Here is a 25,975-nt window from a genome sequence, read left to right as displayed (position 1 = left end):
CCCCAAAGAGTCGGATTCGGTTCTCTATCGCAGAACCTAGTGGAGACTTACCGCTGCCGTGTCACAGTGGGCGCCTACGCTCTCGAGGTGACTCGGATGCTGATCGTGCTCTTGATATGGATAGTGGGTCTCGGCACCGCCGCGCTCGCAATTGTCGCCTCGCCCGGATGGTGGGTGATCGCTGTCGTCACTCTCGCGCTGGCGGCGATGGGCACCTATGACCTCACTCAGAGGTCCCACAGCATCCTCCGTAACTATCCGGTCCTGGGGCACGCGCGATTCCTCCTCGAGAAGATTCGACCGGAGATCCAGCAGTACTTCGTCGAATCATCCACCGATGGAATGCCATTCGATCGCGAAACGCGAGATCTGGTTTACGAGCGGGCAAAGGGAACACTGGCGGAAGAGCCCTTCGGGACCGAGCGCGACGTCAATGCGATCGGCTACGAGTTCATGACGCATTCGATTCGCGCACGGACCGCCCCCGACACCGTTCCGCGAGTTCGCCTCGGCGGACGCGATTGCACGAAGCCGTACGACATCGCTCTATTGAACGTCTCCGCGATGAGCTTTGGGTCGTTGTCCGCCAACGCAATCGAGGCCCTCAACGCCGGCGCCGCCAAAGGCGGCTTCGCCCACGACACCGGCGAAGGCGCGATCAGTCCGTATCACCGCAAACACGGCGGCGATCTGATCTGGGAAATTGCCTCGGGATACTTCGGATGCCGAACCGAGGACGGCCGATTCGATCCTGACCGGTTTGCCGAGCGTGCCGGCCTCGATCAGGTGAAGGCCATTTCGATCAAGCTCTCGCAAGGTGCGAAACCCGGGTTGGGTGGCGTGCTTCCCGGAGTCAAGGTCTCACCCGAAATCGCCGAAACCCGCGGGGTACCCGTCGGCCAGACCGTGATTTCGCCACCCGCGCACACCGCGTTCAGCACTCCGGTCGAACTGGTCGATTTCATCGCGACCCTGCGAAAACTGTCGGGAGGCAAGCCAGTCGGTATGAAACTGTGCGTCGGCTCGCGTCGTGAATTCCTCGGAATCTGCAAGGCGATGATCGAACGCGGCATCACGCCCGACTTCATCATCGTGGACGGTTCCGAAGGCGGCACCGGCGCAGGTCCGGTGGAATTCGAGGACCACATGGGCATGCCGTTGACCGAAGGCCTGATGCTCGTGCACAACGCCTTGGTGGGAACCGGTCTGCGCGCTCTCGTGAAAGTCGGCGCTTCCGGAAAGGTGGCGAGCGGTTCCGACATCGTCAAACGCATCATCCAAGGCGCAGACTTCACGATGGCTGCCCGCGCAATGATGTTCGCAGTGGGCTGCATTCAGGCCCAGATGTGCCACACAAACCGCTGCCCGGTCGGCGTTGCCACTCAGGATCCGGCACGCACCCGCGCACTCGACATCCCCGACAAGAGCGAGCGCGTCTACCGCTTCCAGAAGGCAACTGTCGCCAGCGCACAACAGATGATCGCGTCGATGGGCATCGATTCGTTCGACCAACTGCAACCGGGAATGCTCAACCGCCGCGTCGACGGTCTCACCACGCGTACCTATGCCGACCTGTTCGACTGGCTGATGCCGGGCGAACTGCTCGACTCCCCGCCGCAGAGCTGGCTCACCGATTGGATCGACGCCGACGCTCACCGATTCTGACGCCGGTCGACTCCCGCGCCACAGATCGCGCGGATTCACCCGTCTGGTCCTACAGTGACAGATGGCCCGCTGTGACGGCGGCCACACTGCACTAGTGGACGGAGTTCGACGATGAGCTTGACGACTGCGCCGGAACCAAATGTCGAGTACCTGAAAACCGATCCTGACCTGCCACCTGTCGGCGTCATCGACAAAACACCCATTTCCACCACTGCGCGCGTCGTCTTCCTCGTTCTCGGACTGGTCGGCGCGGGCTCCTGGTACATGATTGCGATCGTCCGCGGTGAACACATCAGCGCCGTGTGGTTCGTGTTGGCCGCAATCTGTACCTATCTGATCGCCTACCGCTTCTATGCGCGGTTGATCGAACGCAAGATCGTCAAGCCCCGCGACGACGTCGCAACTCCCGCCGAAATCATGGAGAACGGCGCCGACTACATGCCGACCGACCGTCGGGTGCTGTTCGGTCACCACTTCGCGGCAATCGCCGGTGCCGGTCCCCTGGTCGGACCCGTCCTGGCCGCGCAGATGGGATATCTTCCGGGAACGATCTGGATCATCGTCGGCGTGGTGTTCGCCGGGGCGGTGCAGGACTTCATGGTCCTGTGGATCTCGTCGAAGCGCCGCGGGCGCAGCCTCGGTCAGATGGCCCGCGAAGAACTCGGCCTCGTCGGCGGCGTCGCCGCATTGATCGGCGTGTTCGTCATCATGATCATCCTCATCGCGGTGCTCGGACTTGTGGTCGTCAATGCGCTCGCCGAGTCCCCGTGGGGTGTGTTCTCGATCGCGATGACCATCCCCATCGCCCTGTTCATGGGCGTGTACCTGCGGTATCTGCGGCCGGGCAAGGTTTCCGAAGTCTCCCTGATCGGCGTCGTCCTACTCCTCCTGGCCATCGTCTCCGGTGGTTGGGTAGCCGATACCGGTTGGGGCGCAGACTGGTTCACACTCTCGAAGGTCACCATTGCGTGGCTGATGATCGCGTACGGATTCGCCGCTTCGGTGCTGCCGGTCTGGCTGCTCCTGGCACCGCGCGACTATTTGTCGACGTTCATGAAGGTCGGCACCATCGCATTGCTGGCCATCGGAATTCTGGTCGCACGACCCGCGCTGAACATGCCTGCAGTGACGCCGTTCGCCTCCAACGGCGAAGGCCCGGCCTTTGCCGGTTCATTGTTCCCGTTCCTATTCATCACCATTGCCTGTGGCGCACTCTCGGGCTTCCACGCGCTGATCGCGTCCGGCACGACGCCGAAGCTGCTAGAGAAGGAAAGCCAGACCAAGATGATCGGGTACGGCGGCATGCTGACCGAATCGTTTGTCGCGATCATGGCTCTGGTCACCGCCTGCATCCTCGATCAGCACCTGTACTTCGCACTCAACGCTCCCGCGGCGCTGACCGGTGGAACACCGGAAACCGCAGCCGAATACGTCAACAATCTGCCCCTCGGCACCGCCCCCATCACACCGGACGTGCTGACGCAGGCAGCCGAGGCCGTCGGGGAAGAATCGATCATCTCGAGAACCGGCGGCGCCCCGACGCTCGCGTTCGGCATGTCCGAAGTGCTCAGCGACGTCTTCGGCGGCGACTCGCTGAAATCGTTCTGGTACCACTTCGCGATCATGTTCGAGGCTCTCTTCATCCTCACCACGATCGATGCCGGCACTCGCGTCGCTCGATTCATGCTCTCGGACTCGCTCGGCAACTTCGGCGGTCCGGCAAAGAAGTTCAAGGACCCGTCGTGGCGCATCGGTGCGTGGCTGTGCTCGCTGATCGTGGTCGCTGCGTGGGGCGCGATCCTGCTCATGGGTGTCACCGATCCACTCGGCGGAATCAACACGCTCTTCCCGCTCTTCGGCATCGCCAACCAACTTCTGGCCGCGATCGCACTGACGGTGGTCATGACGATCGTCATGAAGAAGGGCCTGTTCAAATGGGCCTGGATCCCCGGCGTGCCATTGGTGTGGGACCTGGTCGTGACTATGACCGCGTCGTACCAGAAGATCTTCTCCGACAACCCCGCGATCGGTTACTGGGCTCAGCACAACGTGTTCAAGGATGCGAAGGCAGCAGGTGAGACGGCGCACGGTTCTGCGAAGACTCCAGAGGCCATCGATGCCGTCATCCGCAACACCTTCATTCAGGGCACGCTCTCGATCATCTTCGCGTCTCTGGTGATCGTCGTGGTCATCGCCGGGATCATCGTATGTGCCAAGGCAATCCGGGCCGGTGGGCTGCCGACCACCGAGTCCCCGGAGGAACCGTCGAAGATCTTCGGTCCCGCAAGCTTCATTCCGACGCCCGCGGAGAAGGAAATCCAGAAGGAATGGGACGAGCTCATCAAAGCCGGGAAAGTCCGGGCACCCGGCGCCGCGCACGGAGGTGGGCACTGACCATGACCATGACGGCAAAACTCACCACAGCGTTCCGCGGAACGCTGTGGTGGGTTCGCTCGGTGATGGGCGATCTCGACTATCAGCGCTACGTCGAGCACACCCGACGCCACCACGCCGACTCACCGGTGATCAGCGAACGAGAGTTCTGGCGCCGCCGGCATGCAGCAGCCGACGCCAACCCGGGCGCCCGCTGCTGCTGAATCCGGTCAGGGGCAGGTGGCCTTCGCGAGTTCGTAAATGTGGCCGGCCTGCTCGTCGGTGGGCTTGTTGCCGTTGTTCTCGGCCAGGTCGGTGATCTTGGACTTGACCTCCGCCTCGTCCGTGCCGTTGGCGACCTCCGTGCACGTGGTCGTCAAGATCTCCTCGATGTCTGCGTCGTCGCGGTTCTCCGCCAATGGTGCGTAAGCCCCACGGAAGGTGGCGACGAACAGCGCCGTCTTGCCCTGGTCGATGGCGTTGCCCGCTGACTGCTTCGCCGTCTCGAGCGCCTGCTGCCCGCTCGTGACTGCCTCGCTGATCTTGTTCTGCGCGTTGTCCTGATCCTCGGTGCTACACGCGGTGAGCCCGAGAACGACGATTGCTGCTGCCCCGACTGCTGCTGCGATTCTCATGACGGAAATGTTAGTCCGCCTGGCATGCTTCAAAACACAGTATTGAAGCGCAACACACGAGTTATCGCATGCAGTCGTTACGATCAGCTCAGCTAGATCACCGGATTCTCACATCGGCGAGGAGATCCCTGCGCCGACGGAAAGGACGATCAGTGAGCGAGCAAGACAAGGGGACGTCCGCAGGGGTGCGAAAGCGCGACCGCGGCGAGATCATCGGGCAAGGGGGTATGTGGCTCGCAAAGTGGTCGTTGGTGTTGGCATCGATTTCGCTGGGCGCCTGGATTTTCGGTTGGCTGATCGAAAAGCTCTGGGTCATCATCCTGCCGGTGGCTCTGGCAATCGTCGTTGCGACAGTCATGTGGCCGCCGACCCGCGGAATGATCAAGCGCGGTATGCCACCGGCCGCGGCAGCCGGCATCACCCTGGTCCTCTCGATCGGAATCTTGGCCGGTGTGATCGCAGGCATCGTTCCGTCAGTGGTCAGCCAGGCCCCCGAGCTCGCGAACAAGACCACCGAGGGCATCAATCAGGTTCAGGACTGGCTCCAGGGTCCGCCACTGAATCTGAAGGACGACCAGATCGACAACGCAGTCCATGCCGTCATCACGAAGGTGCAGGAAAGTGGAACCGCCATCGCTTCAGGCGTTTTCAGCGGTGTGAGCACGGCGAGCTCGTTGTTGGTCACGCTCGGTTTGGTCCTGATTCTCGCCTTCTTCTTCATCAAGGACGGACCGAGGTTCATCCCCTGGCTGCACGCTGTCGGCGGCGGCCGCGCCGGTCGGCATCTCGAAGAGGTCCTCACCCGCATGTGGGACACGCTCGGCGGATTCATCAGGACTCAAGCACTGGTGAGCCTGATCGACGCGGTCTTCATCGGCGCCGGATTGCTCATCCTCGGGGTCCCGCTGGCACCGGTGCTGGCAATTCTGACGTTCATCGGTGGATTCATCCCGATCGTCGGTGCGTTTGTCGCCGGCGCCCTGGCCGTGTTGGTTGCGTTGGTGGCAAACGGCCTCACCACCGCCATCATCGTCCTGATCATCATCCTGGCCGTTCAGCAGATCGAAGGAAATGTCCTTCAGCCTGTGCTGCAGAGCAAGTCGATGAAACTCCACGCCGTTATCGTGCTGCTTGCCGTGGCCGCCGGTAGCTCGCTGTACGGCATCGTCGGCGCCTTCCTCGCAGTGCCCGTCGCCGCTGTTGCAGCAGTTGTCATCCGCTACATCGGAGAGCAGATCGACGAACGCGCAAGCGACAACGAGCCGATGCCCGCCGGCGATGCCTCGGACATCCTCGAAGATCAGGACGACGACGCCGAGTCAGAGGTAGAGAACAAAAAGGCCTGATCAGCCCGCGATCACCTTCACCGAGGAGCCTGCACGTCCGCGAATGACGTGCAGGCGACTCGGGATTCGCTGCCTCATCTCGTCCACGTGACTGACGATGCCCACCACTCGTCCTCCGTCGCGAAGCTCGTCCAACACAGCCATCACCGAATCGAGGGTGTCGGCGTCGAGGGTGCCGAATCCTTCGTCGATGAACATCGTGTCGAGAACGATTCCGCCGGACTCCGCCGCAACCACATCGGCGAGTCCGAGCGCCAAAGACAATGACGCCAAGAACGATTCACCGCCCGAGAGCGTCTTCGCCGAGCGAACGACGCCCGTGAAGTCGTCCCGGATGTCGAGTCCCAGACCGCCGCGGCGACCCCGAGATCCTGCCTCGTCACTGTGCACGAACTCGTACCGTCCCCCGGACATCCGCTGCAGCCGAACCGATGCCGACACGGCGATCTCTTCCAACCGCGAAGCGAGCACATACGCTCGCAGCGACATCTTCCGACTGTTCTGACCTTTACCAGCGATCACGTCTGCGAGGGCAGCGAGTTCGTCGTGCAGTTCACGCTCAGGTGCAACCGCCTCGTAGGCCTTCTCGAGTTGTCCGCTGAACCGTTCGAGATCCGACACACGGTTCTCGGCCAGGGAAGCGGCCGCAACAGTCGCGTTCACTACCTCGGCGCACTGAAGCGCGAGGCCGCGAGGGCCGTCCACGTCGACGGTCTCGACTTCACCCACCGCAACAACCTCGGGGTCGTCGAGGACAGTCCGGGCGGCAACCTCGAGGTCACGCGCCTTGGCGAGTTCCGTTTCGATCGCCGCGATTCGGGCAGGCGATCTCACCCCTCCGATCGCAGTCTCGACCGAATCGAATCCGGCAGCGGCCGCCGCAGCGGCCAGTTTGGCCGACAGTTCCGCCGATCGGGCCTGCGCACGAACGGCGTCGTCGCGCATTTCGGACGCCGCCGTGGCAGCGGAGGCAAGGCCGTCAAACCGCGAGCGCCGAGCAGCGATGGTCGAATCTTCTCCCACCGCAGCAACGATCGCCGCTCGAATCTGCTCGACCGTCGCTGACAGAGTCGTCCTACGCTCGGCAAGTGCCGCCAATTCGGCTGTCAGAGAAGCGGATTCCTGTTGTAGTTCGGTGTCACGCCCATTGAGTTGCGCAAGTTTTTGTGCCAGCACTCCAACCTGACCGGCAGAGTGTGTCGCCTCGTCGACGGCGTTCCGTGCCTCGGCGCGGAGCCTGTCGAGTTCTTCGGAATCGCCGTCTCCGCCGCGCGCGATCACCCGGTCGATGTCACGTTCGACGGTTACCTGGCGATCGGCCACCTTGCTGAGGGCTTTCTCGGCCGCACGCTCGGCCGCTGACGCGGCTTCCAGATCGGGCTCGGTGACCGTGACGACATCCGACTGAGCCAGCGCAGGGTGTTCACGCGAACCACACACCTGGCATGGGTCACCAGGCGCGAGTGAACTCGCCAACTCCGCCGCCATGCCCTCGATACGCTTTTGCACGAGGTCGAGCCAGCGCCCGCGAGCACTCTGATGGGCGTCGCGCGCATCCAACACCTGCACACGAATCTTCTCGGCTTGTGCACGCAGAGAAACGATTTCATGGGCCGCTGTCGCAGCATCCGACGCTTTTACGAGTGCAGCCTCGAGGCCAGGCAGAGCCGCGTGAGCGCGTTGCGCATCCTCCAGTCGTTGGCCGGCCGAGCGCACCAGTTCTGGCAGTTGTGTGCGTTCAACCGCGATGGCATCGATGCGCTCGGACAGGGAGTCTCGCCGAACTCCGAGTTTCTCGATCTCGGCTTCTGCCGCATCGGCTCGGCGAGCGTCCTCCGCCATTGCGTCCAGGCGAACGATCTCGTCACGCCAGGTCCGGATCCGAGCTACGACGCGTTGACGCTCATCGTCGGTGGGTGGCCACACCTCCGGCACGAAAATCTCCGGACCGTCGAGTGCGGAGTAGGTCGACATCGCTGTGGTCATCGATTCGAGTGCGGCAGCGAGATGCAAGCCGACAGCGTCCACATCGCCGGCGACAGCGGCCACCGGTAGTGCATGCTTGGCGGTCTCGAGTTCGGCGCCGATCACAGCTCTTTGGGAGGCGCCCGTATTGAATGCTGCGAGTTCAGCGGTCGCACGATTACGGCGAGCTACCAGATCTGCGGTTCGCTGCGCCGCCGACAGAACCCGATTAGCCTCGGCTGCTGCATCTTTCGCGGTCACCAGCTCCGCGAGACTTGCATCGCGGGTGTCCTGAGCCTCGGCGAGGAGTTTGCGCGACCATTCCAGTGGGTGTGCCTCGGCGCCCACCTCGAGTCCCGCAGCTGTCTCGACCTTCGCGAGCAGCAGCCGCACGGATTGCTCCCTGGCCGCGAGCGCGGTCGCACTTGCCTTTCGCTTGGCGTCGAACCATGCCTCGACGGAGACAAACCGCTTGGTGTCGAACAGACGCTCGAGCAGTTTGCCTCGCTCGTCGCTCTCGGCACGCAAGAATTTGGCGAACTCACCCTGCGGCAAGAGCACCACCTGGAAGAACTGATCAGCGCTCATGCCCATGAGGCGGTTGATCTCGTCACCGATGTCAGGGATGCGCGAAAGGTTTTCGCCGCGGCCGTCCAACCACGTCAGTGTGGCCTTTGCGTTCTCCGTGATCGAACCGGCGCCACGCTTCTTCGGGCGCGAATACTCTGGACTACGAACAAGTTTGATTCTGCGACCACTGATGGTCGCTTCGAGTTCCACGCGCGGCACCGAACCGGCAGGCGCATGATCGGACAGTAGCCGTTTGCCCTCGTTGCGCGCACCCGGAACCCGCCCGTACAGGGCAAAGGAAACCGCGTCGAGGATCGTGGTCTTGCCTGCACCGGTGTCGCCGTGCAGAAGGAACAGCCCGTCTGCACCCAATCGGTCGAAGTCGACCTCGACAGTGTCGGCAAAGGGCCCGAAAGAGCTGACTTCGAGTTTGTGAAGCCTCACGCGGTTTCACTCAGTTCTACCGTGGACTCCTCGGCGCGCGCGGCAGCGCTGAGCGCTTCGGCCATCAACGTGACCTCCCGCTCGGACGGGTCACTACGCACGGCCGAGACAAAGCCACGGGCGATCTCCATGTCGGTTCGACCCCGTACCGCGTCGCGATACTTGAGATCCGATTGTCCTTCCGGCCTTTGCCATTCGAGGTGAACGGCAAAGGGGAAACGTGCCTGGAGCTGCCTCATGGCATCGACGGGACGAACCGGATCAGTGAGCAAAGCGGAGACGTAGCACTGCTCGGAATCGGCGTACTTCGACTCGGTGAGAAGTTCCTCGAGAGTTCCCGTCACCTGGCTCAGCCCTCGAATCACCGGAAGATCGAGGCGCTGCACCGACGACAGACCGGCTGCGTCGAGTTCGATCAAAAGAGCAGCCTTGCGGTGGCTGCGCTCACCGAACGAATACGGCAACGGTGAACCTGAGTAGCGGACACTCTCCGAGAGCATCTGGGGCGAATGCAGATGCCCCAGCGCAACGTAGTCGACACCGGCAAACTCGCCCACTGCGACAGTCTCCACTCCGCCGACCGAAATGGAGCGTTCCGATTCGGACGCCTCACCGCCCACGACAAAGGCATGCGCGAGCAGTACCGACCGAGTCGACGGATCGGTAGCTGTTCGTTCGGCGAGGTCTCGCCGAACACGCGACATTGCCGCACCGAGGATGTCGGAATGAGTACGAGCCCGGGGCACGTCCAACTCGACGCGCGTGATCTCCGGCTCGAGATACGGAATCCCGTAAAACGCGACAGGTCCGAACTGATCACTGAGCATCACCGGAGTACCGATCTGGCCGACTCGGGTGATCAAGTGCAATCCGCCGGCAGCTGCAAAGGACGCCCCGGCACCGAGCCGCACCGCGGAATCGTGGTTGCCGGACGTGGCGACGATGACCGCTCCGGCCGCCCGGATTGCCTCGAAGCCTCGATTGCACACCGTGACCGCGTCGGAACTGGGAATTGAGCGGTCGTAGATGTCACCGGGCACGACCACGACGTCAACACCGTGTTCGCGGACGGAATCCGCGATGGAACCGAGCACACTAGCCTGATCGGCCAACAGATCGACGCCGTGAAACGTGCGACCTATGTGCCAATCGGAGGTGTGCAGAATCTTCATGAATCCGACGGTAGAGCAGCCCACCGACACTGCCGATCTCCCACGCTGACGGCTTCGACGGTGTGCCCCAACCCACGAACGTCCGGTGACCCTGCACACAATCCGTCCGGTTCGTTTGGCGAAGAACCCGAAACCATCGCGCCATCGCGTCGATAAATGCGCCAGCCACGACCCGCACAAACACGGCCGACAACGCAAGAACCGCTAATGTCGTTATGTGTCTGCAACCCAACGTGCTCGCTCCGGGGTACCGCTGGACAAGCGATCGCTCATCGTGACCGTCCCCGGCCTGCCCTGGTGGGGAGTGATCCTGCTTGCTGCCGGTGTCACCGCCGTCGGCGTACTGATCGATGCAACCGGAGGCGGCGGCGAGCTCACCGCGGTGTTCTCGACGTTCTACTTCCTGGGCTGTCTCTTCGCTGTGGTTGCCGCTTCGAACAAGGCTCTTTTCACCGCGATGGCCCAACCTCCGTTGCTGCTCTTCGCTGCGGTGCCGATCGGGCACACGCTCATCGGCAAGGACAACAGCACCGCACTGCGCGACATCGCGATCAACATCGCGTACCCGTTGGTCAACCGCTTTCCGATCATGTTGGCCGCAACCGTCGTCGTGCTGATAGTCGGCGGTTTCCGGTACTTCCTGCTCAATCAGCGTCCCACCGGGCCTGCGCGCTCGACCCGCTCCCGCCGCTCGGCGACCGCCACTCGAGAATCCTCTGCGGCTGCCACGCGAGAACAATCCGCGCCCGAGACCGGGCGTCGCCGCAGAGTCTCGGACGCGCCCGTCCCCGGGCCCCCGCGTCGCCGCGCCCCCGAGGTGGACGAACAGCCCGCTTACCGAAGCGCTCCCAGGCGCGAACCGATCGAAGACGATCGCCCGCTGCCGCCCCGGAGAAGCCCACTGCCGCCCAGGGTCGATCGCACGCACCAACCGCCTACGCGTCGCCCTCAGCCGGACAGCAGACCGACAGCAGACGACGACTACCCGTCGTACGGTCGCCGCCGGGCGCCCGAGCCCAGTCCGTCGCCCAGGCGTGAGGAGCGGATGGAGCCCTTCTTCGCTTCGGGTGACGACGTATCGCCGCCGCTGCCCCCTCGCCGCCGCCCACCCGGAGTCGATCTTCCCGCGTATCCGCCGCCGCGAGTTCGGTATCGCGATCGCGAAGAGCCCTGACAGACGAGCCCAGTAGCAAAAAATGCGGGGCACCTTCCAGATGGAAGGTGCCCCGCATTTTCTTGTTCTAGGACGTGCGCGCTGCTCGCAATTCACGGGGAAGAGCGAACACCAAGGTCTCGTTGGCTGTGGTGACGGGCTGAACGTCGTTGTATCCATGCTCGGCAAGAAGTTCGATCACGCCGCGCACGAGCACCTCGGGCACTGATGCGCCCGACGTGATGCCGACGGTCTGGACACCCTCGAGCCACGCGAGATCGACCTCACGGGCGTAGTCGACCAGATACGACGCAGCAGCGCCTGCACCAAGCGCGACCTCGACCAGGCGAACCGAGTTGGACGAGTTCCGCGAACCCACCACGATCACGAGATCGCACTCGGGAGCCATCGCCTTGACCGCGACCTGACGGTTCTGCGTGGCGTAGCAGATGTCGTCGGACGGCGGGTCCTGCAGATTGGGGAAACGCTCACGCAGGCGCGCGACGGTCTGCATCGTCTCGTCGACGCTCAGTGTGGTCTGGGAAAGCCAGATGACCTTCGACTCGTCCCGAACCGTGACTGCGTCGACCGAATCCGGGCCGTCGACGATGGTGACGTGATCGGGAGCCTCACCTGCGGTGCCCTCGACCTCCTCGTGGCCTTCGTGGCCGATGAGGAGAATGTCGTAATCGTCGCGAGCGAATCGCTTTGCTTCCTGGTGCACCTTCGTGACCAGGGGGCACGTAGCGTCGATCGTGCGCAGGTTCCGCTCGGCGGCCGAGTCGTGGACGGCCGGAGACACACCGTGCGCTGAGAACACGAGGAGTGATCCTTCCGGAACCTCGTCGGTTTCGTCGACGAAGATCACGCCTTGATCTTCGAGCGTCTCGACGACGTGGCGATTGTGGACGATCTCCTTACGCACGTAGATGGGTGCGCCGTGCTTCTCGAGCGCCTTCTCGACGGTCTCGACCGCGCGGTCGACGCCGGCGCAGTAGCCGCGAGGCTCGGCGAGGAGCACGCGCTTGGCGCTGCCCTTGCGGGTGGACGGCGAATCAGCCGAGTGCGCGATACCGAGATTGAGAGGAACAGCCGAAGACATGTGACCAGCCTACTGGCACCTCGAACGTGAGACACTCCGGCAAACGTGAACACCTCGGTTTCGGGCTCCGATCGAAGGTTCCGAAGTAAACGAGTACGGCCGTCACAGGCAAGTCGGCTACCGATTGTCGGAGCTTTGCGGCAAGCTGTGGGAATGATCCGACCACCGTTCGTGGCGCGCGTTGCCGCGGGACTCGCCGTCACCGCGATGGAAGAGGCAAAGAAGTTGCCCACCACCGCTGTCGCCCTGCCGATGACCGCCGTGAGCCAGATGCTGCAGACAAGCATGCGCGTGCAGCAGTCGATCACCTCGTTGGCGATCAAGGGCGATCAGGCATTTGCACTGATCAACTGGTCTTCCGAGGACGAACAGCCCGAGTGGGCGGTCTTCGACGAGGACGCCGACGCTCCCGCAGACTCGGCGTCGACCACCGGCGCGACCACCGCTGACACCCCGACCAACGCCGGACGCTTCGCGCTCTACTCGCTCGAGCCGACTGCCCCCATCGAGGAGCCCACACCCGGCGCCGAGTCCGAATCCGCGGCAGCTACGACGGACGGACCTGCCGAAGAGCCCGAGATCGTCACCGAACTCGACTACCCCAACCTCACACTCGCACAGCTCCGTGCGCGCATCCGGACGCTCAGCATCGACGAGCTGACCGCCGTCCTGGACTACGAGAATGCGACGCTCGCCCGCGCACCGTTCCAGACCATGCTCACCAACCGCATCACCACAGCCAAGGCAAAGTGACTTCCGCAACGCCCCCCGCTTCATCGCAGCGATCGTCCGGCGCCAGCAGCGCTGAACAGCCGTGGCCGGTCCGCACGGTTTCCGCCAAGGTCGCCGGCTGGATCGATCGACTCGGCAGCATCTGGGTCGAAGGTCAGATCACACAGATCAATGCACGCCCCGGTACCCGAACGGCCTTTCTCGTTCTGCGTGATCCGTCGGCAGACATGTCGCTGTCGATCACATGCTCACCACAGTTGTTGCACAACTCTCCGGTGCCGTTGACCGAGGGCTCGCGTGTCGTGATGTTCGGCAAGCTCTCGTTCTACACCGGACGCGGAACGGTGTCGTTGCGTGTCACCGAGATTCGCGCCGTGGGTATCGGTGAGCTGCTGGCCCGCATCGAGAGACTGCGCGCCTTGCTCGCCGCGGAGGGCTTGTTCGATCCGAGACTCAAACGGCCTCTTCCGTTTCTGCCCGGCACGATCGGCCTGATCACGGGCCGAGCCAGCGCGGCCGAAAAGGATGTCGTCTCGGTCGCCCACCGTCGTTGGCCCGCAGTGGCTATCGCGGTGCGTAACACCGCGGTGCAGGGCCCGACTGCTGTTCCCCAGATCATCGAAGCGCTGAAGGAACTCGACGCCAACCCGGTAGTCGACGTCATCATCCTCGCTCGCGGCGGCGGTAGCGTCGAGGATCTCCTGCCGTTCTCCGACGAGGCGCTGTGCCGCGCCATCGTGGCCTGCACGACGCCGATCGTCAGTGCCATCGGCCACGAGCCGGACAGCCCGCTCAGTGACCACGTCGCCGACCTGCGCGCAGCCACACCCACCGACGCGGCCAAGCGCGTCGTACCCGACGCGGTTGCGGAAGCTGCTCTGGTTGCCGATCTTCGTGACCGCAGCGCTGCGGCACTGCGCAGCTGGGTCAAGCGTGAGTCTCACCTGATCGAACAGTTGCGCACTCGACCGGTCATGGCATCACCACTGCTCGCGGTGGACCGTCGCGCCGAAGAGGTCGAAAGGCTCCAGGCCGCCGGGCGACGCGATGTGACTCGGTTGATCGACTCCGAGTCCCGAACGATCGAGCATCTGCGCGCCCGGCTCACCACGCTGGGCCCCGCCGCGACGCTGGCCCGCGGGTACGCAGTCGTGCAACGTGTTGTCGCCGACGGCGATCCGGAGGTTCTGCGCTCGGTCGAGGACGCGCCACCCGGAACCCAGATTCGAGTTCGACTTGCAGACGGCGCCGTTCGCGCCGCAGTGATGGGAAGAGAAAAATGAGCAACGCCACCGACACCGACACCGACATCAACGAACTCGGCTACGAAGCAGCCCGCGACGAATTGGTGAGCGTCGTGAAGATTCTCGAACAGGGCGGCCTGGACCTCGACGCGTCACTCTCACTGTGGGAGCGAGGCGAAGCGTTGGCCAAGCGCTGTGAAGAGCATTTGGCCGGCGCCAGGGCTCGCGTCGAAAAGGCTCTGGCCGAAGCGGACGAGTAACGTCCGCTCCGACCGGAAATCCTATGGCGTGATCGGCTGCGCTGCGCCGACCTTCTCGGCAAGAATCCGGAACTCGTCCGGCGTCGCCGCGCCCGTGAGCAACAGGCGAACATCCCCGACGTCCGTGACCCAGATCGACTCGACACCTTCGCCGCCGAAGACGTTCCACGTATCGGCGCCGACGGTCTCGACTCCGGTCGCGAATCGCTGTCCACCGGCAACGTGTGACACCAACGGGAATTCCTCGGCGTTGCTCTGTGTCAGCTGAATGTAGCGACCGCTGGTCGTGATGAATCCCACAGTGCTCGAATCTCCGCCACCGTCGCCGGAGATGATTTTGCGACTGCCGGAGTTCGGGGTCCACCCGTCCGGAACACCGGGATTACGGATGGGAAATCCGAGTTCCTTCGCGTCGTAGTTCAGAGCAGCGTCCACGTCGACGCTCGGGATAGGCCCCTGCGTCGGGCCGCCAGGACTGAACGTGCACTGGCTGGCGATGCCCGCAATGATGATGCAGAACAGCACCAACGGTACGAGAGACCAGACCATGTCTTTGTTGTCTTCGAGAATGCGGGGTTTCTTCGATGCCACACCCCCAGTATCCAGGTACTGCGCAGTAGATACGATTCCCGGTCCCCTTCGAGCGAGACAAAACGTCGCAGCGGCGACCCGACAGCGCACGTAGCCGCTCCCATCTGGGACAATGACGCCTGAAGAAACCACTGCGTCGACACACCCCGTCGACCGCGACCGCGCCAGGAGGCACCGCACATGACGGCCAGCAGCACTCATCGTGAGACCCCGGACCGTAACCTCGCACTCGAATTGGTCCGAGTCACCGAAGCCGGTGCTATGGCTGCCGGCCGCTGGGTAGGCCGCGGCGACAAGGAAGGCGGCGACGGAGCAGCCGTCGACGCTATGCGTCAGCTCGTCTCCTCCGTCTCGATGCGCGGCATCGTCGTCATCGGTGAGGGCGAGAAGGACGAAGCGCCGATGTTGTTCAACGGCGAAGAGGTCGGAAACGGCGACGGTCCCGACTGTGACTTCGCCGTCGACCCGGTCGACGGCACCACCTTGATGTCCAAGGGTATGCCCAACGCGATCTCCGTTCTGGCTGTTGCCGAGCGCGGCGCGATGTTCGATCCGTCGGCCGTTTTCTACATGGAGAAGATCGCTGTCGGACCGGATGCTGCAGATGTCATCGACATCAGCGCACCGATCGCCGAGAACATCAAGCGCGTCGCCAAGGTCAAGAAGGCGTCGGTCTCCGACATCACGATCTGCATCCTGGACCGCCCGCGTCACAACCAGCTGATCCAGGACGTGCGCGACACCGGCGCTCGTATCCGTCTGATCTCCGACGGTGACGTTGCCGGCGCCATCGCCGCAGCGCGTCCCGAGTCCGGCACCGACATGCTCGTCGGCATCGGCGGAACGCCTGAGGGCATCATCGCCGCAGCAGCCATGCGCTGCATGGGTGGATCGCTGCAGGGCAAGCTCGCACCCACCGACGACGAAGAGCGCCAGAAGGCCATCGACGCCGGTCATGATCTCGATCGGATCCTGACCACCGAAGATCTCGTCTCCGGCGAGAACGTCTTCTTCTGCGCCACGGGCGTCACCGATGGTGACCTGCTGCGCGGTGTCCGCTACTACGGCGGCGGCGCCAGCACGCAGTCCATCGTGATGCGTAGCAAGTCCGGCACCGTTCGCATGATCGACGCGTACCACCGTCTCGAGAAGCTGCGTGAGTACAGCTCCGTCGACTTCGACGGCGAAGAGGGCGCGGTTCCCCCGACGTTCTGATGGGCTCCGCCCCGTGAGCGGTTAGGGAGTCCCTGCACTCCTTAACCGCTCACGGGGGACGTAGTCCCCTACCCGCCCTCCAAAAGTGGCAATGTGGAGCCATGACGGAGAGCAACGATCAACAGTTCCGAATCGAACACGACACCATGGGCGAAGTTCGGGTGCCCATCGACGCGCTGTGGCGGGCACAGACCCAGCGTGCAGTCGAGAACTTCCCGATCAGCGGGCGCCCACTCGAGCGCACCCAGATCCGCGCAATGGGCTTGCTGAAAGCAGCGTGTGCGCAGGTCAACAAGGACCTCGGACTGCTCGACGCGGACAAGGCCGACGCAATCATCGCCGCCGCGAACGAGATCGCCGAAGGCAAGCACGACGATCAGTTCCCCATCGACGTCTTCCAGACCGGCTCGGGAACCAGCTCGAACATGAACGCCAACGAGGTCATCGCGTCCATCGCGAAGGCCGCGGGCGTGGACGTACACCCCAATGATCACGTCAACATGTCGCAGTCCTCCAACGACACCTTCCCCACCGCCACGCACGTCGCAGCTACCGAAGCAGCGGTCACCGATCTTGTTCCGGCACTGGAACATCTGCATGCTGCGCTTGCCACGAAGGCGTCCGAGTGGAAGACCGTCGTCAAATCCGGACGCACCCACCTGATGGACGCTGTGCCGGTCACGCTCGGTCAGGAGTTCGGTGGCTACGCACGTCAGATCGAGGCCGGCATCGAGCGCGTCAACGCAACACTCCCCCGCCTCGGCGAGTTGCCGATCGGCGGAACAGCAGTCGGCACCGGTCTCAATGCTCCGGATGGATTCGGCCCCAAAGTTGTTGCCGAGCTGGTCAAGTCGACAGGCGTCGACGCGCTGACTCCGGCGAAGAACAGCTTCGAAGCGCAAGCCGCGCGCGACGGACTGGTCGAAGCATCGGGCGCGCTGCGGACCATCGCAGTCTCACTGACGAAGATTGCCAACGACATTCGGTGGATGGGATCGGGTCCGCTGACCGGACTCGGCGAGATCGCACTCCCCGATCTGCAGCCGGGTAGCTCGATCATGCCCGGCAAGGTGAACCCGGTCCTGCCCGAGGCAACCACTCAGGTTGCGGCTCAGGTGATCGGAAACGACGCCGCCATCGCGTGGGGCGGCGCTGCCGGAGCGTTCGAACTCAACGTCTACATCCCGGTCATGGCACGCAACCTGCTGGAGTCGTTCACCTTGCTGGCCAACGTCTCTCGACTGTTCGCCGACAAGTGTGTCAGCGGACTGGTCGCGCACGAGGAGCACCTCAAGACACTCGCCGAATCGTCACCGTCGATCGTGACGCCCCTCAACTCGGCGATCGGTTACGAGGAAGCCGCGGCTGTCGCGAAGCAGGCGCTCAAAGAGAAGAAGACGATCCGCCAGGTCGTCATCGAGCGCGGACTCGTCCCGGACAAGCTGAGCGAGGAAGAACTCGACAAGCGTCTCGACGTTCTGGCGATGGCGAAGGTCAAGGACTGAACAAACAACAGAGTGGCGGTTTCCACTTCGGAAACCGCCACTCTTTTCCCTACACCGTAGTGGTTGCGCGCCATTCGTCGGTGCGATCGGGGCTCGCCTCGGCCAATGCCTTCAACGTCGCTTCACGATCGAAGTCCTTGCCGTACACCGGAGTTCCCGGCTGCTGACGCCAGGAATCGTCGATCGTTCCCGCATCGACAGGATCGAAGCCCAACTGATTGATCAGATCGAACACGACCTGCTTGTTCGCGTCGTCGTCGCCGGCGATGGGTAGCGCAATGCGCCCCTCTGCACCTTCGGGGAGCCCCTTCTCGAGGAGATGCTTCCACCAGATTCCGTTGAACGCCTTGAATACCGGTACACCCAGGCGCTCCTGCACCCATCCGCTTTCGGTCTGTCCGTCCTCGATGGCCGAGATCAGACCGTCACGCTGTTGCGGGTAGTAGTTGTTGGTCTCGATGACCGGGGCACCGGCGACCGCACCGCTGAGGATCCCCGCCGGTAGATCGACCACGTTCTTCTGCGGGATGCTCACGATGACCAGCTCGGCGCCCTCGGCGGCCTCGGTGCTGCGGACTGCCTTCGCGCCCGTCTCCGCTTCCAGTTCTGCAAGGGTGTCCGGTGTCCGCGAGTTCGAGACGCGCACGTCGTGACCGAGCGCAGCGAGCCTACGTGTGAGCGTGCCACCGATCTGACCGGCTCCGATGATTCCGATGCGCATGACCCTGCTCCTTCGTCGTGTGTAGTGGCGATCGCGCCACCGCTGCATTCGTCAACGACGAGAACGCACCGGGTCATTCCGTACCGACTACTTCAACTCCCGTTGATTCAATCGGTTGACGGATCGAGTTCGAGCCTGATGCGAACACTGACCGGATCGGTCTGCAATCCGCGAAAGGCCGAGGCCGTCAGCGCCGATCTGAACTTCCCCGACGTGAATGTCTTCACCCGCGCCGGGACGTCGTCGTCCGGCATGATCTGGGCTTGTCCGTCCACCCACTCGCCGCGGCGACGGATCCGAACCTTCGGCGTCGCAGAGATATTGGCGCCCCAGCCCCTGTCGATGCCGTGCTGCGCGATGACCCACGCCTCGTCGCCGTCGTAGGTGATCGCAACGGGCACTCGGCGGGTCAGACCGGTTCGGCGTCCAACCGTCTCGATCTCGGTCATCAACGACGGCATCAAACCGATCCGATTCAATCCGGTGACCAGCGGATTGGCGAAATACTTCCCGACTGCGACTTCGATTCTTCGTTTTCGTGCAACTGACGTCGGTACCGGCATGCCGTTTCCTCTCCTCCGGAGCTGGCGCTCGAAGCAACAGCTCTATACCGCACGATATAACCACTGATCCGGGAGTTTTGCCACCATGAATATCGATCAATACCCACTACCTGCACACAACACTTGACTGTGTCTGTCGGTTACATCTAGTCTCAGATTCGTTCCTATACCGATCGACATACTGGGAGGCAGTGATGAACACACCTCGAGACACCTCGTTGCCATGACCGGCCCGCAGACGCGTTGTCCGATCGCCGCAGCGCGTCGCAAGTGGGGAGTACCAAGAGAATCAGCGGCACCAGATGAATCGAACAGCTCTGCGATTGCATACGATGGCGGGATGGCCGACTCCGATTCCCGCACTCTGATGCTGGTCGGCGCCATCAATGCCTTCCGTGAACACGGGATCGCGACGACCTCGCTCACCGAGATCGTCGAACGCTCGGGAGCTCCCCGCGGGTCGGTGTACCACTACTTTCCCGAAGGCAAAGGACAGCTTGCCGGCGAAGCAGTTGCCTACTTCGGCCGAGGCGTCAGCGCCGCCATCAGTTCGATGATCGCTCAGTCTTCCCCACCGGAGATCATCGACGCGGTTGTCACAATATTTCGAAACAGCTTGGTAGAGAGCGATTTCACCTCCTCCTGTCCGGTCGCAGCCGCGGCGGTGGAGGGCGCGTCGACGCCGGCGGCATTAACTGCTGCGGGCGAATCCTTCACCTCGTGGGAATCGCTTCTCACATCGTTCTTCTGGCAGCAGGGACAGCCGTCCGAGACTGCAGCACAGTGGGCAACCGTCGTGATCGCGTCGATCGAAGGCGCGACTCTGATGGCAAAAGCTCAGCACACCACCGCGCCTCTCGATCGGATCGGCGCGCACCTCAAGGCTCTGGTCTCCCCGAGCTGACCAACCCCTCTACTTCCAACCGCTGCTGCCGTCCGCGCAGGAGCAGAGATGGCGTACAAACATGTCTCACACACTTGCACCGGCGCCCTCGGTGCCCATGATGACCAAGTCCCGTCGATTCACTGCGCTGATCTTCATCTGCCTCGCCGAACTCCTTGTCGTGCTGGACAACACAGTGGTCAACGTCGCACTGCCGACGATGAGCGTCGACCTGTTCGCCAGCGTCAGTGACCTGCAATGGATCGTCGACGCGTACACGTTGACCTTCGCCGGGTTCCTACTCACTTTCGGCCACCTGGGTGACCGCTTCGGACGCCGCCGAGTGATGATCATCGGTCTGATCGGCGTCGGCGCGATGTCGCTCGTCGGCGCTTTGGCTTCCAACCTCGAACAGGTGATCATGGCGCGCGCTGCCATGGGTGTCTTTGCCGCAGCGGTCTTTCCGGCCACCCTGGCCATGATCACGAACATCTTCACCGACGCCAGAGAACGAGCCATCGCCATCGCGGCCTGGACCGCAATGGCCGGCTTCGCGATTGCCATCGGCCCGACGGCAGGCGGTTGGCTTCTCGAGCACTTCTCCTGGCACTCGGTGTTCTGGATGAACGTTCCGGCTGCGTTGCTGGTCATCGTCGGTGTGCTGCTGGTTGTTCCGGAATCGAAGGCGCTTCACGTCGGCCGATTCGATTTCGTCGGAACAATCTTGTCGCTCCTCGGCATCGTTATTCTGGTGTGGACCATCATCGACGCGCCACATCGCGGATGGGTGTCGCCGTTCAGCATCACGGGATACCTCTCTGCAACAGTGTTGTTGGCGGCATTCGTCGCATGGGAACTGCGCACCGATGCGCCGATCCTGAACATGAATCTCTTCCGAATCCGGCGGTTTTCATTCCCCGCCTTGGCTATTGCGGTCAGCTACTTCAGCATGTTCGGGTTCTTGTTCCTGATCACGCAGTACTTTCAGGGCGTTCGCGAATACTCGCCACTCGAATTCGGCATCCACTCTTTGCCTTTCGCCGCCGCTGTTGCGGTGGGCGCCCCAGTTGCCACCTTGGCGGCACAGAAACTCGGCACGACCGCAGTGATGGTGTTCGGCCTCCTCGTCCTCAGCGGCGGCATGTTCCTGGCCGGCCAGACGACCGTCGAGACGCCCTACCTCGGACCCGTCGTGATCTCGATGGTTCTCATGGGTCTGGGCCTCGCGATTGTCCAGGGACCGGCTACGGACTCCATCATGTCCTCGGTACCCCTCGACGAAGCCGGCGCAGGCTCGGCAGTCAACGACACGACGCGTGAACTCGGTGGGACCCTGGGCGTCGCCGTCATCGGCTCGATCGTCGCCTCGTATTACACGTCCAAGGTGGCTCCGATCGTCGACGCCATTCCCGACGCCGTGATGTCGGCACAGGAGAAGGGCTTCGCTCGTGAGTCGGTGCTCAGCGTCATCGAGATCCGCTCGCGCGACATCAGTCCGCTCTTCGAGCAGCAGAAGGACAGTCTGATCTACACGATGAAGGCCGCGTGCCTGGAAGGTTTCGCCATCGCGTCGTACTTCACGGTCGGCGCAGCACTGATCACCGCGCTGCTGGTCGCGTTGTTGCTCCCCTGGAAGCCGGTCACAGAAGGCTCCATTCTCGGCAGTCTGGCGACCAAGACCCCGAAGTAGCTACAAGGTTTCCCGATTTGTCCGTATCTCAGCCCGCCGTTCCCCGATACTGGATTGACCGAGTGGTACCGACGACAGCCCTGCTAGGGAGAATCTCGTGTCCATCACCAGTAGAAACAGCTCGCGACTGTCGGCTGCGGCGATTCCGGTAGTACTGACGGTCGCCCTGCTCGCCGGATGCTCGTCCGATTCAGACACCACCTCAGCGCCCAGGCCGGTCGTCAGCGACGCCAGCCCCGGTCTCGACGCCGGGGTGCCGATCCCGGACGGGCAAATCGACGACGCGGTCGGAAAGCTCGACGGCCTCGCGAACGATCTCATGGCAAGTTCGGGTGTTCCCGGCATGGCTGTGGCCGTGGTGCACGGCGGTAAGACTGTGTATGCAAAGGGATTCGGGGTTCGCGAGTTGGGTAAGAGCGCCACCGTCGATGCCGACACCGTGTTCCAACTGGCATCGGTGTCGAAGTCGGTAGGAGCCACGGTGGTCGCCCACGAAGTCGGAATCGGGACCGTCGACTGGGACACTCCGGTGATCTCGAAACTGCCGGGGTTTGCGCTTGGCGATCCGTGGGTGACCGACCACCTCACGATCTCCGATCTCTACACGCATCGGTCGGGATTACCGGACCACGCCGGCGACGGACTGGAGGACCTGGGCTACAACCGGGCCCAGGTGATCGAGAAGCTTCGCCAACTACCGCTCAATCCATTCCGAATCACATACGAGTACACGAACTTCGGCGTCACAGCCGGCGCTGAGGCCGTTGCAGCTGCGGCGGGCACCGATTGGGAAACGCTGTCGCAGAACACGATCTACGGCCCGCTCGGTATGACATCGACGTCTTCGCGGTTCGCCGATTACCAGGCCCGAGAAAATCGAACAGTGGGCCATATCCTCGAAGACGGAAAGTACAAGGTAGGGCCGGTTCGGGACGCCGACGCCCAATCCCCCGCCGGTGGAGTCAGCTCCTCGGCGAACGACATGGCCAAGTGGTTGGACATGGTGCTGTCCGGCGGTCAGTATCAGGGGCAGCAGGTCGTTCAGACGGATGCGCTCGTGCCCGCAGTGAACCCGGAGATCGTCTCGCGCCACGCGCAGGAAATCGGGGAACGCTCCGGCTTCTACGGCTACGGGTTCAACGTTTCCGACAGCGCCGCTGGCCGTGTCACCGCCAGCCACTCCGGCGCCTTCCTGGTCGGAGCCGGGACAAATTTCGTGACGATTCCCTCCGCTGACGTCGGCATCGTCGTTCTGACCAACGGCACGCCCACCGGCGTCGCGGAGACCTTGACCGCCGAGTTCGCCGATCTGGTGCAGTTCGGGAAGATCACCCGCGAGTGGCGCCCGCTGTACGAAGCGGCGTTTGCCTCACAAGCCGATCCCGAGGGCGAACTTGCCGGGAAGACACCGCCGACCTCCCCCGCGCCTGCCCCACCGACAAACCAATTGACCGGCGACTACGGCAACCCGTACTGGGGTCCCGCACTCGTGACACAGCAGAACGGTGCGCTGACCTTGACGATGGGTCCCGCGGCGGTGACGTATCCGCTGACCCACTGGGACGGAAACACCTTCACGTTCCCGCTCAGCGGCGAGAACGCACCGGCCGGGACGGTCTCGAAGGCCACCTTCGACGGAAACTCGCTAACCTTGGAGTACTTCGATCACGATCATCTCGGTACCTTCATCCGGGCAACACCGGCCGAATAATCAGCCAAGGACACCCCATGAGTAGTTCGACAGCCACGGTGAACGCAATGTTCGCGGCCCTCACCGATTTCGACGTGGACGCAGCAGCCGAATTGATGACAGACGACATCGTCTGGCAGAACGTCTCGCTCCCCACTCTGCGAGGCAAGAAGACCGTCGTGCGAGCGCTTCGTCTGGTCACCAAGCCTTCACTGAAATTCGAGGCGGAGATGCACCACATCGTCGGCGACGAGTCCACGGTGCTCACCGAACGCACCGACATCCTGACCGTCGGGCCGCTGCGCATCGAATTCTGGGTGTGCGGAACTTTCGAACTGCGCGACGGCAAGGTCTCCGTCTGGCGTGACTACTTCAGTCTGCGAGACGTCGCGTGGGGTGTGGTGACCGCGGTCGGCCGTGCAGTCGTCGGGAGCGGGACACGAAGTAGGCTTGCTCCGGCCTGAAATCACCTGCCGAAAGCGAGCGAACCTGCCATGCCCGAGAACACCACGCCTGACTCCTTCGACGCCGGCTTGGCTGTGCGCACCGAAGTCATGGGGGCCGATTTTGTCGACGCCGCCTTCGAGCGCACCCGCGGCACCGACAGCGAAGAACTGCAGAACTTCGTGACGGCCAACGTCTGGGGTTCGGTATGGACGCGTCCCGGACTCGATCGCCGCAGCCGCAGTCTGATCAATCTGGGGATGCTGATCGCGCTGCGCGCGGAGAACGAACTCAAAGGCCACGTACGCGGAGCACTACGAAACGGCTTGACGCGCACCGAGATCGTCGAAACCGTGATCCACGCGAGCGCGTACTGCGGCGCACCGGCGGGGCTGGCGGCAATGCGTGTGGTGCAGGAAGTTCTCGACAACGAACTCGGACCGCTGCAAAACTGAACTACTGAAAACCCAAGAATCTCCCCGTGCAGACCGAAGTCCGCACGGGGAGATCGCTTCTCAGGAAGTAGGGCCGAACTCCTCGAGCATGTCGGTCACCAACTCGGCGATCGGCGACCGCTCACTGCGCGTGAGTGTGATGTGCGCAAAAAGCGGGTGCCCCTTGAGCTTCTCGATGACGGCCGCAACTCCGTCGTGCCTACCCACTCGCAGGTTGTCACGCTGCGCGACGTCGTGCGTGAGAACCACCCGCGAGCCGGTTCCCAGACGAGAAAGCACTGTCAGCAGAACATTTCGTTCGAGTGACTGCGCTTCGTCGACGATCACGAACGAATCGTGCAGCGACCGACCGCGAATGTGCGTCAGCGGCAGCACTTCCAGCATTCCGCGGGCGAGAACCTCTTCGAGAACCTCTGGCGAAGCCAACCCGTCGAGAGTGTCGAAAACGGCCTGAGCCCACGGGCCCATCTTCTCGCTCTCACTACCGGGAAGGTAGCCGAGTTCTTGTCCGCCAACGGCATACAGCGGACGGAAGACGACGACCTTGCGCTGGGTGCGGCGCTCGAGAACGGCTTCCAAACCTGCTGTCAGAGCCAAGGCCGACTTACCGGTGCCTGCCTTGCCGCCGAGAGAGATGATGCCGATGCTCTCATCCATGAGGAGATCGAGCGCAATGCGCTGCTCGGCGGAGCGGCCGTGCAGCCCGAACGCCTCACGCTCACCGCGCACCAACTGAATGCGCTTGTCGGGAGTCACCCGACCGAGGGCGCTCGACGAGCCACCGAGCAGACGAAGACCCGTGTGACACGGCAGATCTCGTGCTTCGTCAAGGTCCAGGAAACCCTCGTTGAACAGCTCGTCGATGTCCGTCGAGGCGACGTCCAGCTCGGTCATGCCCGTCCATCCGGATGGCACGACGTCGTGAGCGTGGTACTCGTCGGCAGGTAGTCCCACCGCGCCTGCCTTCACACGAAGCGGTATGTCCTTACTGACGAGGACTACGTCCTTGCCCTCCGCCGCGAGGTTCAGCGCGCACGCCAGAATCCTCGAATCGTTACTGTCCGTGCGGAATCCGACGGGTAGGACCGCAGGGTCGGTGTGATTGAGTTCGACCTGCAGTGTCCCGTTCTCGGTGCCGATCGGTACCGGACGGTCGAGGCGGCTGTATTCGATCCGGAGATCGTCGAGCATGCGGAGCGATTCTCGGGCGAACCATCCCAGTTCGTGGTGGTGTCGCTTGCCTTCGAGTTCGCTGATCACGACCAGTGGCAGTACCACGTGGTGTTCGGCGAATCGAGTGACAGCCCATGGATCGGACAGTAGTACCGAGGTATCCAAGACGTACGTGCGAAGTGCATCTCCCGAATGATTCCCGGCTGATAGATCAGCCCGGGCCGAGTGGGCAGAGACGGAGCGTGATGCAGTCACGTTGGGCTCCTAGGTCTGCGCGGCACCCGCGCAAACTCAGCTCGCTGGGCCGGACGGCTCTGGTGTCAGGTGACGCTGTGTCAGCTGAAACAAGGGCCGGGCGCCGGCCCTCTCGTACTGAGTGTTTCA

The 25,975-nt window shown here is 63.1% G+C and carries 23 protein-coding genes; 15 read left to right on the top strand and 8 right to left on the bottom strand.

The genetic code is table 11. The features are described from left to right. Positions 1-87: 87 nt before the first annotated feature. The 3 genes from H351_RS11980 (at position 88) to H351_RS11970 (ending at position 4,262) form a co-directional block, all read left to right on the top strand. Positions 88-1,665, top strand: a complete 1,578-nt coding sequence (locus tag H351_RS11980) for an FMN-binding glutamate synthase family protein (protein WP_029255844.1) — start codon at positions 88-90, stop codon at positions 1,663-1,665. 111 nt (positions 1,666-1,776) lie between these two features. Next, a complete protein-coding gene (locus tag H351_RS11975) occupies positions 1,777-4,059 on the top strand; it encodes a carbon starvation CstA family protein (RefSeq protein WP_019744571.1) in 2,283 nt (760 codons plus the stop codon). Between the two features lie 2 nt (positions 4,060-4,061). Then, positions 4,062-4,262: a YbdD/YjiX family protein gene (locus tag H351_RS11970; protein WP_019744572.1), complete on the top strand. Its 201-nt coding sequence runs from the start codon at positions 4,062-4,064 to the stop codon at positions 4,260-4,262. 6 nt (positions 4,263-4,268) lie between these two features. Here H351_RS11970 and H351_RS11965 read toward each other — a convergent pair whose 3' ends face one another. Next, entirely contained in the window at positions 4,269-4,673 is a 405-nt protein-coding gene (locus H351_RS11965; protein WP_019744573.1) for a hypothetical protein, read from the bottom strand. Positions 4,674-4,825: 152 nt separating this feature from the next. Between H351_RS11965 and H351_RS11960 the strand changes: the two genes are divergently transcribed. Further along, entirely contained in the window at positions 4,826-6,019 is a 1,194-nt protein-coding gene (locus H351_RS11960; protein WP_003945249.1) for an AI-2E family transporter, read from the top strand. Here the strand turns inward: H351_RS11960 and H351_RS11955 are convergent, their stop codons facing one another. After that, on the bottom strand, positions 6,020-8,998 hold the full coding sequence (locus H351_RS11955) for an AAA family ATPase (RefSeq protein WP_029255845.1): 2,979 nt from the start codon (positions 8,996-8,998) through the stop codon (positions 6,020-6,022). Beyond that, positions 8,995-10,170: an exonuclease SbcCD subunit D gene (locus H351_RS11950; protein ID WP_020908513.1), complete on the bottom strand. Its 1,176-nt coding sequence runs from the start codon at positions 10,168-10,170 to the stop codon at positions 8,995-8,997. Before H351_RS11950 ends, H351_RS11955 begins: the two co-directional genes overlap by 4 nt. Before the next feature lie 217 nt (positions 10,171-10,387). On the opposite strand from H351_RS11950, the gene H351_RS11945 reads away from it, so the two are divergent. Then, on the top strand, positions 10,388-11,344 hold the full coding sequence (locus H351_RS11945) for a DUF6542 domain-containing protein (protein ID WP_029255846.1): 957 nt from the start codon (positions 10,388-10,390) through the stop codon (positions 11,342-11,344). Between the two features lie 67 nt (positions 11,345-11,411). On the opposite strand, the gene H351_RS11940 is transcribed toward H351_RS11945, so the two are convergent. Further along, on the bottom strand, positions 11,412-12,425 hold the full coding sequence (locus H351_RS11940) for a 4-hydroxy-3-methylbut-2-enyl diphosphate reductase (protein ID WP_003945273.1): 1,014 nt from the start codon (positions 12,423-12,425) through the stop codon (positions 11,412-11,414). A 153-nt stretch (positions 12,426-12,578) separates the two neighbouring features. Between H351_RS11940 and H351_RS11935 the strand changes: the two genes are divergently transcribed. From H351_RS11935 to H351_RS11925, 3 genes are read left to right on the top strand one after another with little or no spacing between them, the layout of a single operon-like run. Then, entirely contained in the window at positions 12,579-13,178 is a 600-nt protein-coding gene (locus tag H351_RS11935) for a lipid droplet-associated protein (RefSeq protein ID WP_029255847.1), read from the top strand. After that, positions 13,175-14,440 carry an exodeoxyribonuclease VII large subunit gene (gene xseA / locus H351_RS11930; protein WP_003945258.1) on the top strand — a complete coding sequence of 422 codons (1,266 nt, stop codon included), beginning with the start codon at positions 13,175-13,177 and terminating at the stop codon, positions 14,438-14,440. The genes H351_RS11935 and xseA overlap by 4 nt, the downstream gene beginning before the upstream one ends. Then, a complete protein-coding gene (locus H351_RS11925; protein ID WP_019744579.1) occupies positions 14,437-14,661 on the top strand; it encodes an exodeoxyribonuclease VII small subunit in 225 nt (74 codons plus the stop codon). The genes xseA and H351_RS11925 overlap by 4 nt, the downstream gene beginning before the upstream one ends. 21 nt (positions 14,662-14,682) lie before the next feature. On the opposite strand, the gene H351_RS11920 is transcribed toward H351_RS11925, so the two are convergent. Next, positions 14,683-15,252, bottom strand: a complete 570-nt coding sequence (locus H351_RS11920; protein ID WP_029255848.1) for a DUF4245 domain-containing protein — start codon at positions 15,250-15,252, stop codon at positions 14,683-14,685. A 180-nt stretch (positions 15,253-15,432) separates the two neighbouring features. Between H351_RS11920 and glpX the strand changes: the two genes are divergently transcribed. Next, positions 15,433-16,467: a class II fructose-bisphosphatase gene (gene glpX, locus H351_RS11915; RefSeq protein ID WP_019744581.1), complete on the top strand. Its 1,035-nt coding sequence runs from the start codon at positions 15,433-15,435 to the stop codon at positions 16,465-16,467. A gap of 101 nt (positions 16,468-16,568) precedes the next feature. After that, complete coding sequence (locus H351_RS11910) at positions 16,569-17,972, top strand: class II fumarate hydratase (protein ID WP_019744582.1); 1,404 nt, start codon at positions 16,569-16,571, stop codon at positions 17,970-17,972. A 49-nt stretch (positions 17,973-18,021) separates the two neighbouring features. Here H351_RS11910 and H351_RS11905 read toward each other — a convergent pair whose 3' ends face one another. Both H351_RS11905 and H351_RS11900 read right to left on the bottom strand, forming a co-directional pair. Beyond that, the gene (locus tag H351_RS11905) at positions 18,022-18,741 is read right to left on the bottom strand and encodes an NADPH-dependent F420 reductase (RefSeq protein ID WP_020908517.1); all 720 of its coding nucleotides are present in this window, start codon (positions 18,739-18,741) and stop codon (positions 18,022-18,024) included. A gap of 59 nt (positions 18,742-18,800) precedes the next feature. Continuing rightward, complete coding sequence (locus H351_RS11900) at positions 18,801-19,256, bottom strand: nitroreductase family deazaflavin-dependent oxidoreductase (RefSeq protein WP_020908518.1); 456 nt, start codon at positions 19,254-19,256, stop codon at positions 18,801-18,803. Between the two features lie 340 nt (positions 19,257-19,596). On the opposite strand from H351_RS11900, the gene H351_RS11895 reads away from it, so the two are divergent. From H351_RS11895 to H351_RS11875, 5 genes are all read left to right on the top strand, one after another. Continuing rightward, positions 19,597-20,160, top strand: coding sequence for a TetR/AcrR family transcriptional regulator (locus tag H351_RS11895; protein ID WP_029255849.1), 564 nt, complete (start codon positions 19,597-19,599; stop codon positions 20,158-20,160). A 97-nt stretch (positions 20,161-20,257) separates the two neighbouring features. After that, complete coding sequence (locus tag H351_RS11890) at positions 20,258-21,829, top strand: MFS transporter (RefSeq protein WP_029255850.1); 1,572 nt, start codon at positions 20,258-20,260, stop codon at positions 21,827-21,829. Positions 21,830-21,926: 97 nt separating this feature from the next. Beyond that, a complete protein-coding gene (locus H351_RS11885; RefSeq protein ID WP_051636487.1) occupies positions 21,927-23,540 on the top strand; it encodes a serine hydrolase in 1,614 nt (537 codons plus the stop codon). A gap of 17 nt (positions 23,541-23,557) precedes the next feature. Continuing rightward, complete coding sequence (locus H351_RS11880) at positions 23,558-23,983, top strand: limonene-1,2-epoxide hydrolase family protein (RefSeq protein WP_019744587.1); 426 nt, start codon at positions 23,558-23,560, stop codon at positions 23,981-23,983. Between the two features lie 30 nt (positions 23,984-24,013). Beyond that, positions 24,014-24,418, top strand: a complete 405-nt coding sequence (locus tag H351_RS11875) for a carboxymuconolactone decarboxylase family protein (RefSeq protein ID WP_019744588.1) — start codon at positions 24,014-24,016, stop codon at positions 24,416-24,418. A gap of 60 nt (positions 24,419-24,478) precedes the next feature. Here H351_RS11875 and H351_RS11870 read toward each other — a convergent pair whose 3' ends face one another. Then, entirely contained in the window at positions 24,479-25,846 is a 1,368-nt protein-coding gene (locus H351_RS11870; RefSeq protein ID WP_003945274.1) for a PhoH family protein, read from the bottom strand. Between the last annotated feature and the right edge of the window lie 129 nt (positions 25,847-25,975).

Origin of the sequence: Rhodococcus erythropolis R138, from assembly GCF_000696675.2 — a bacterium.
GTDB classification, from domain to species: Bacteria; Actinomycetota; Actinomycetes; order Mycobacteriales; family Mycobacteriaceae; genus Rhodococcus_F; species Rhodococcus_F erythropolis.
Note: the sequence above shows the minus strand (reverse complement) of the source record. Positions and strands in the feature narration are given on the sequence as shown.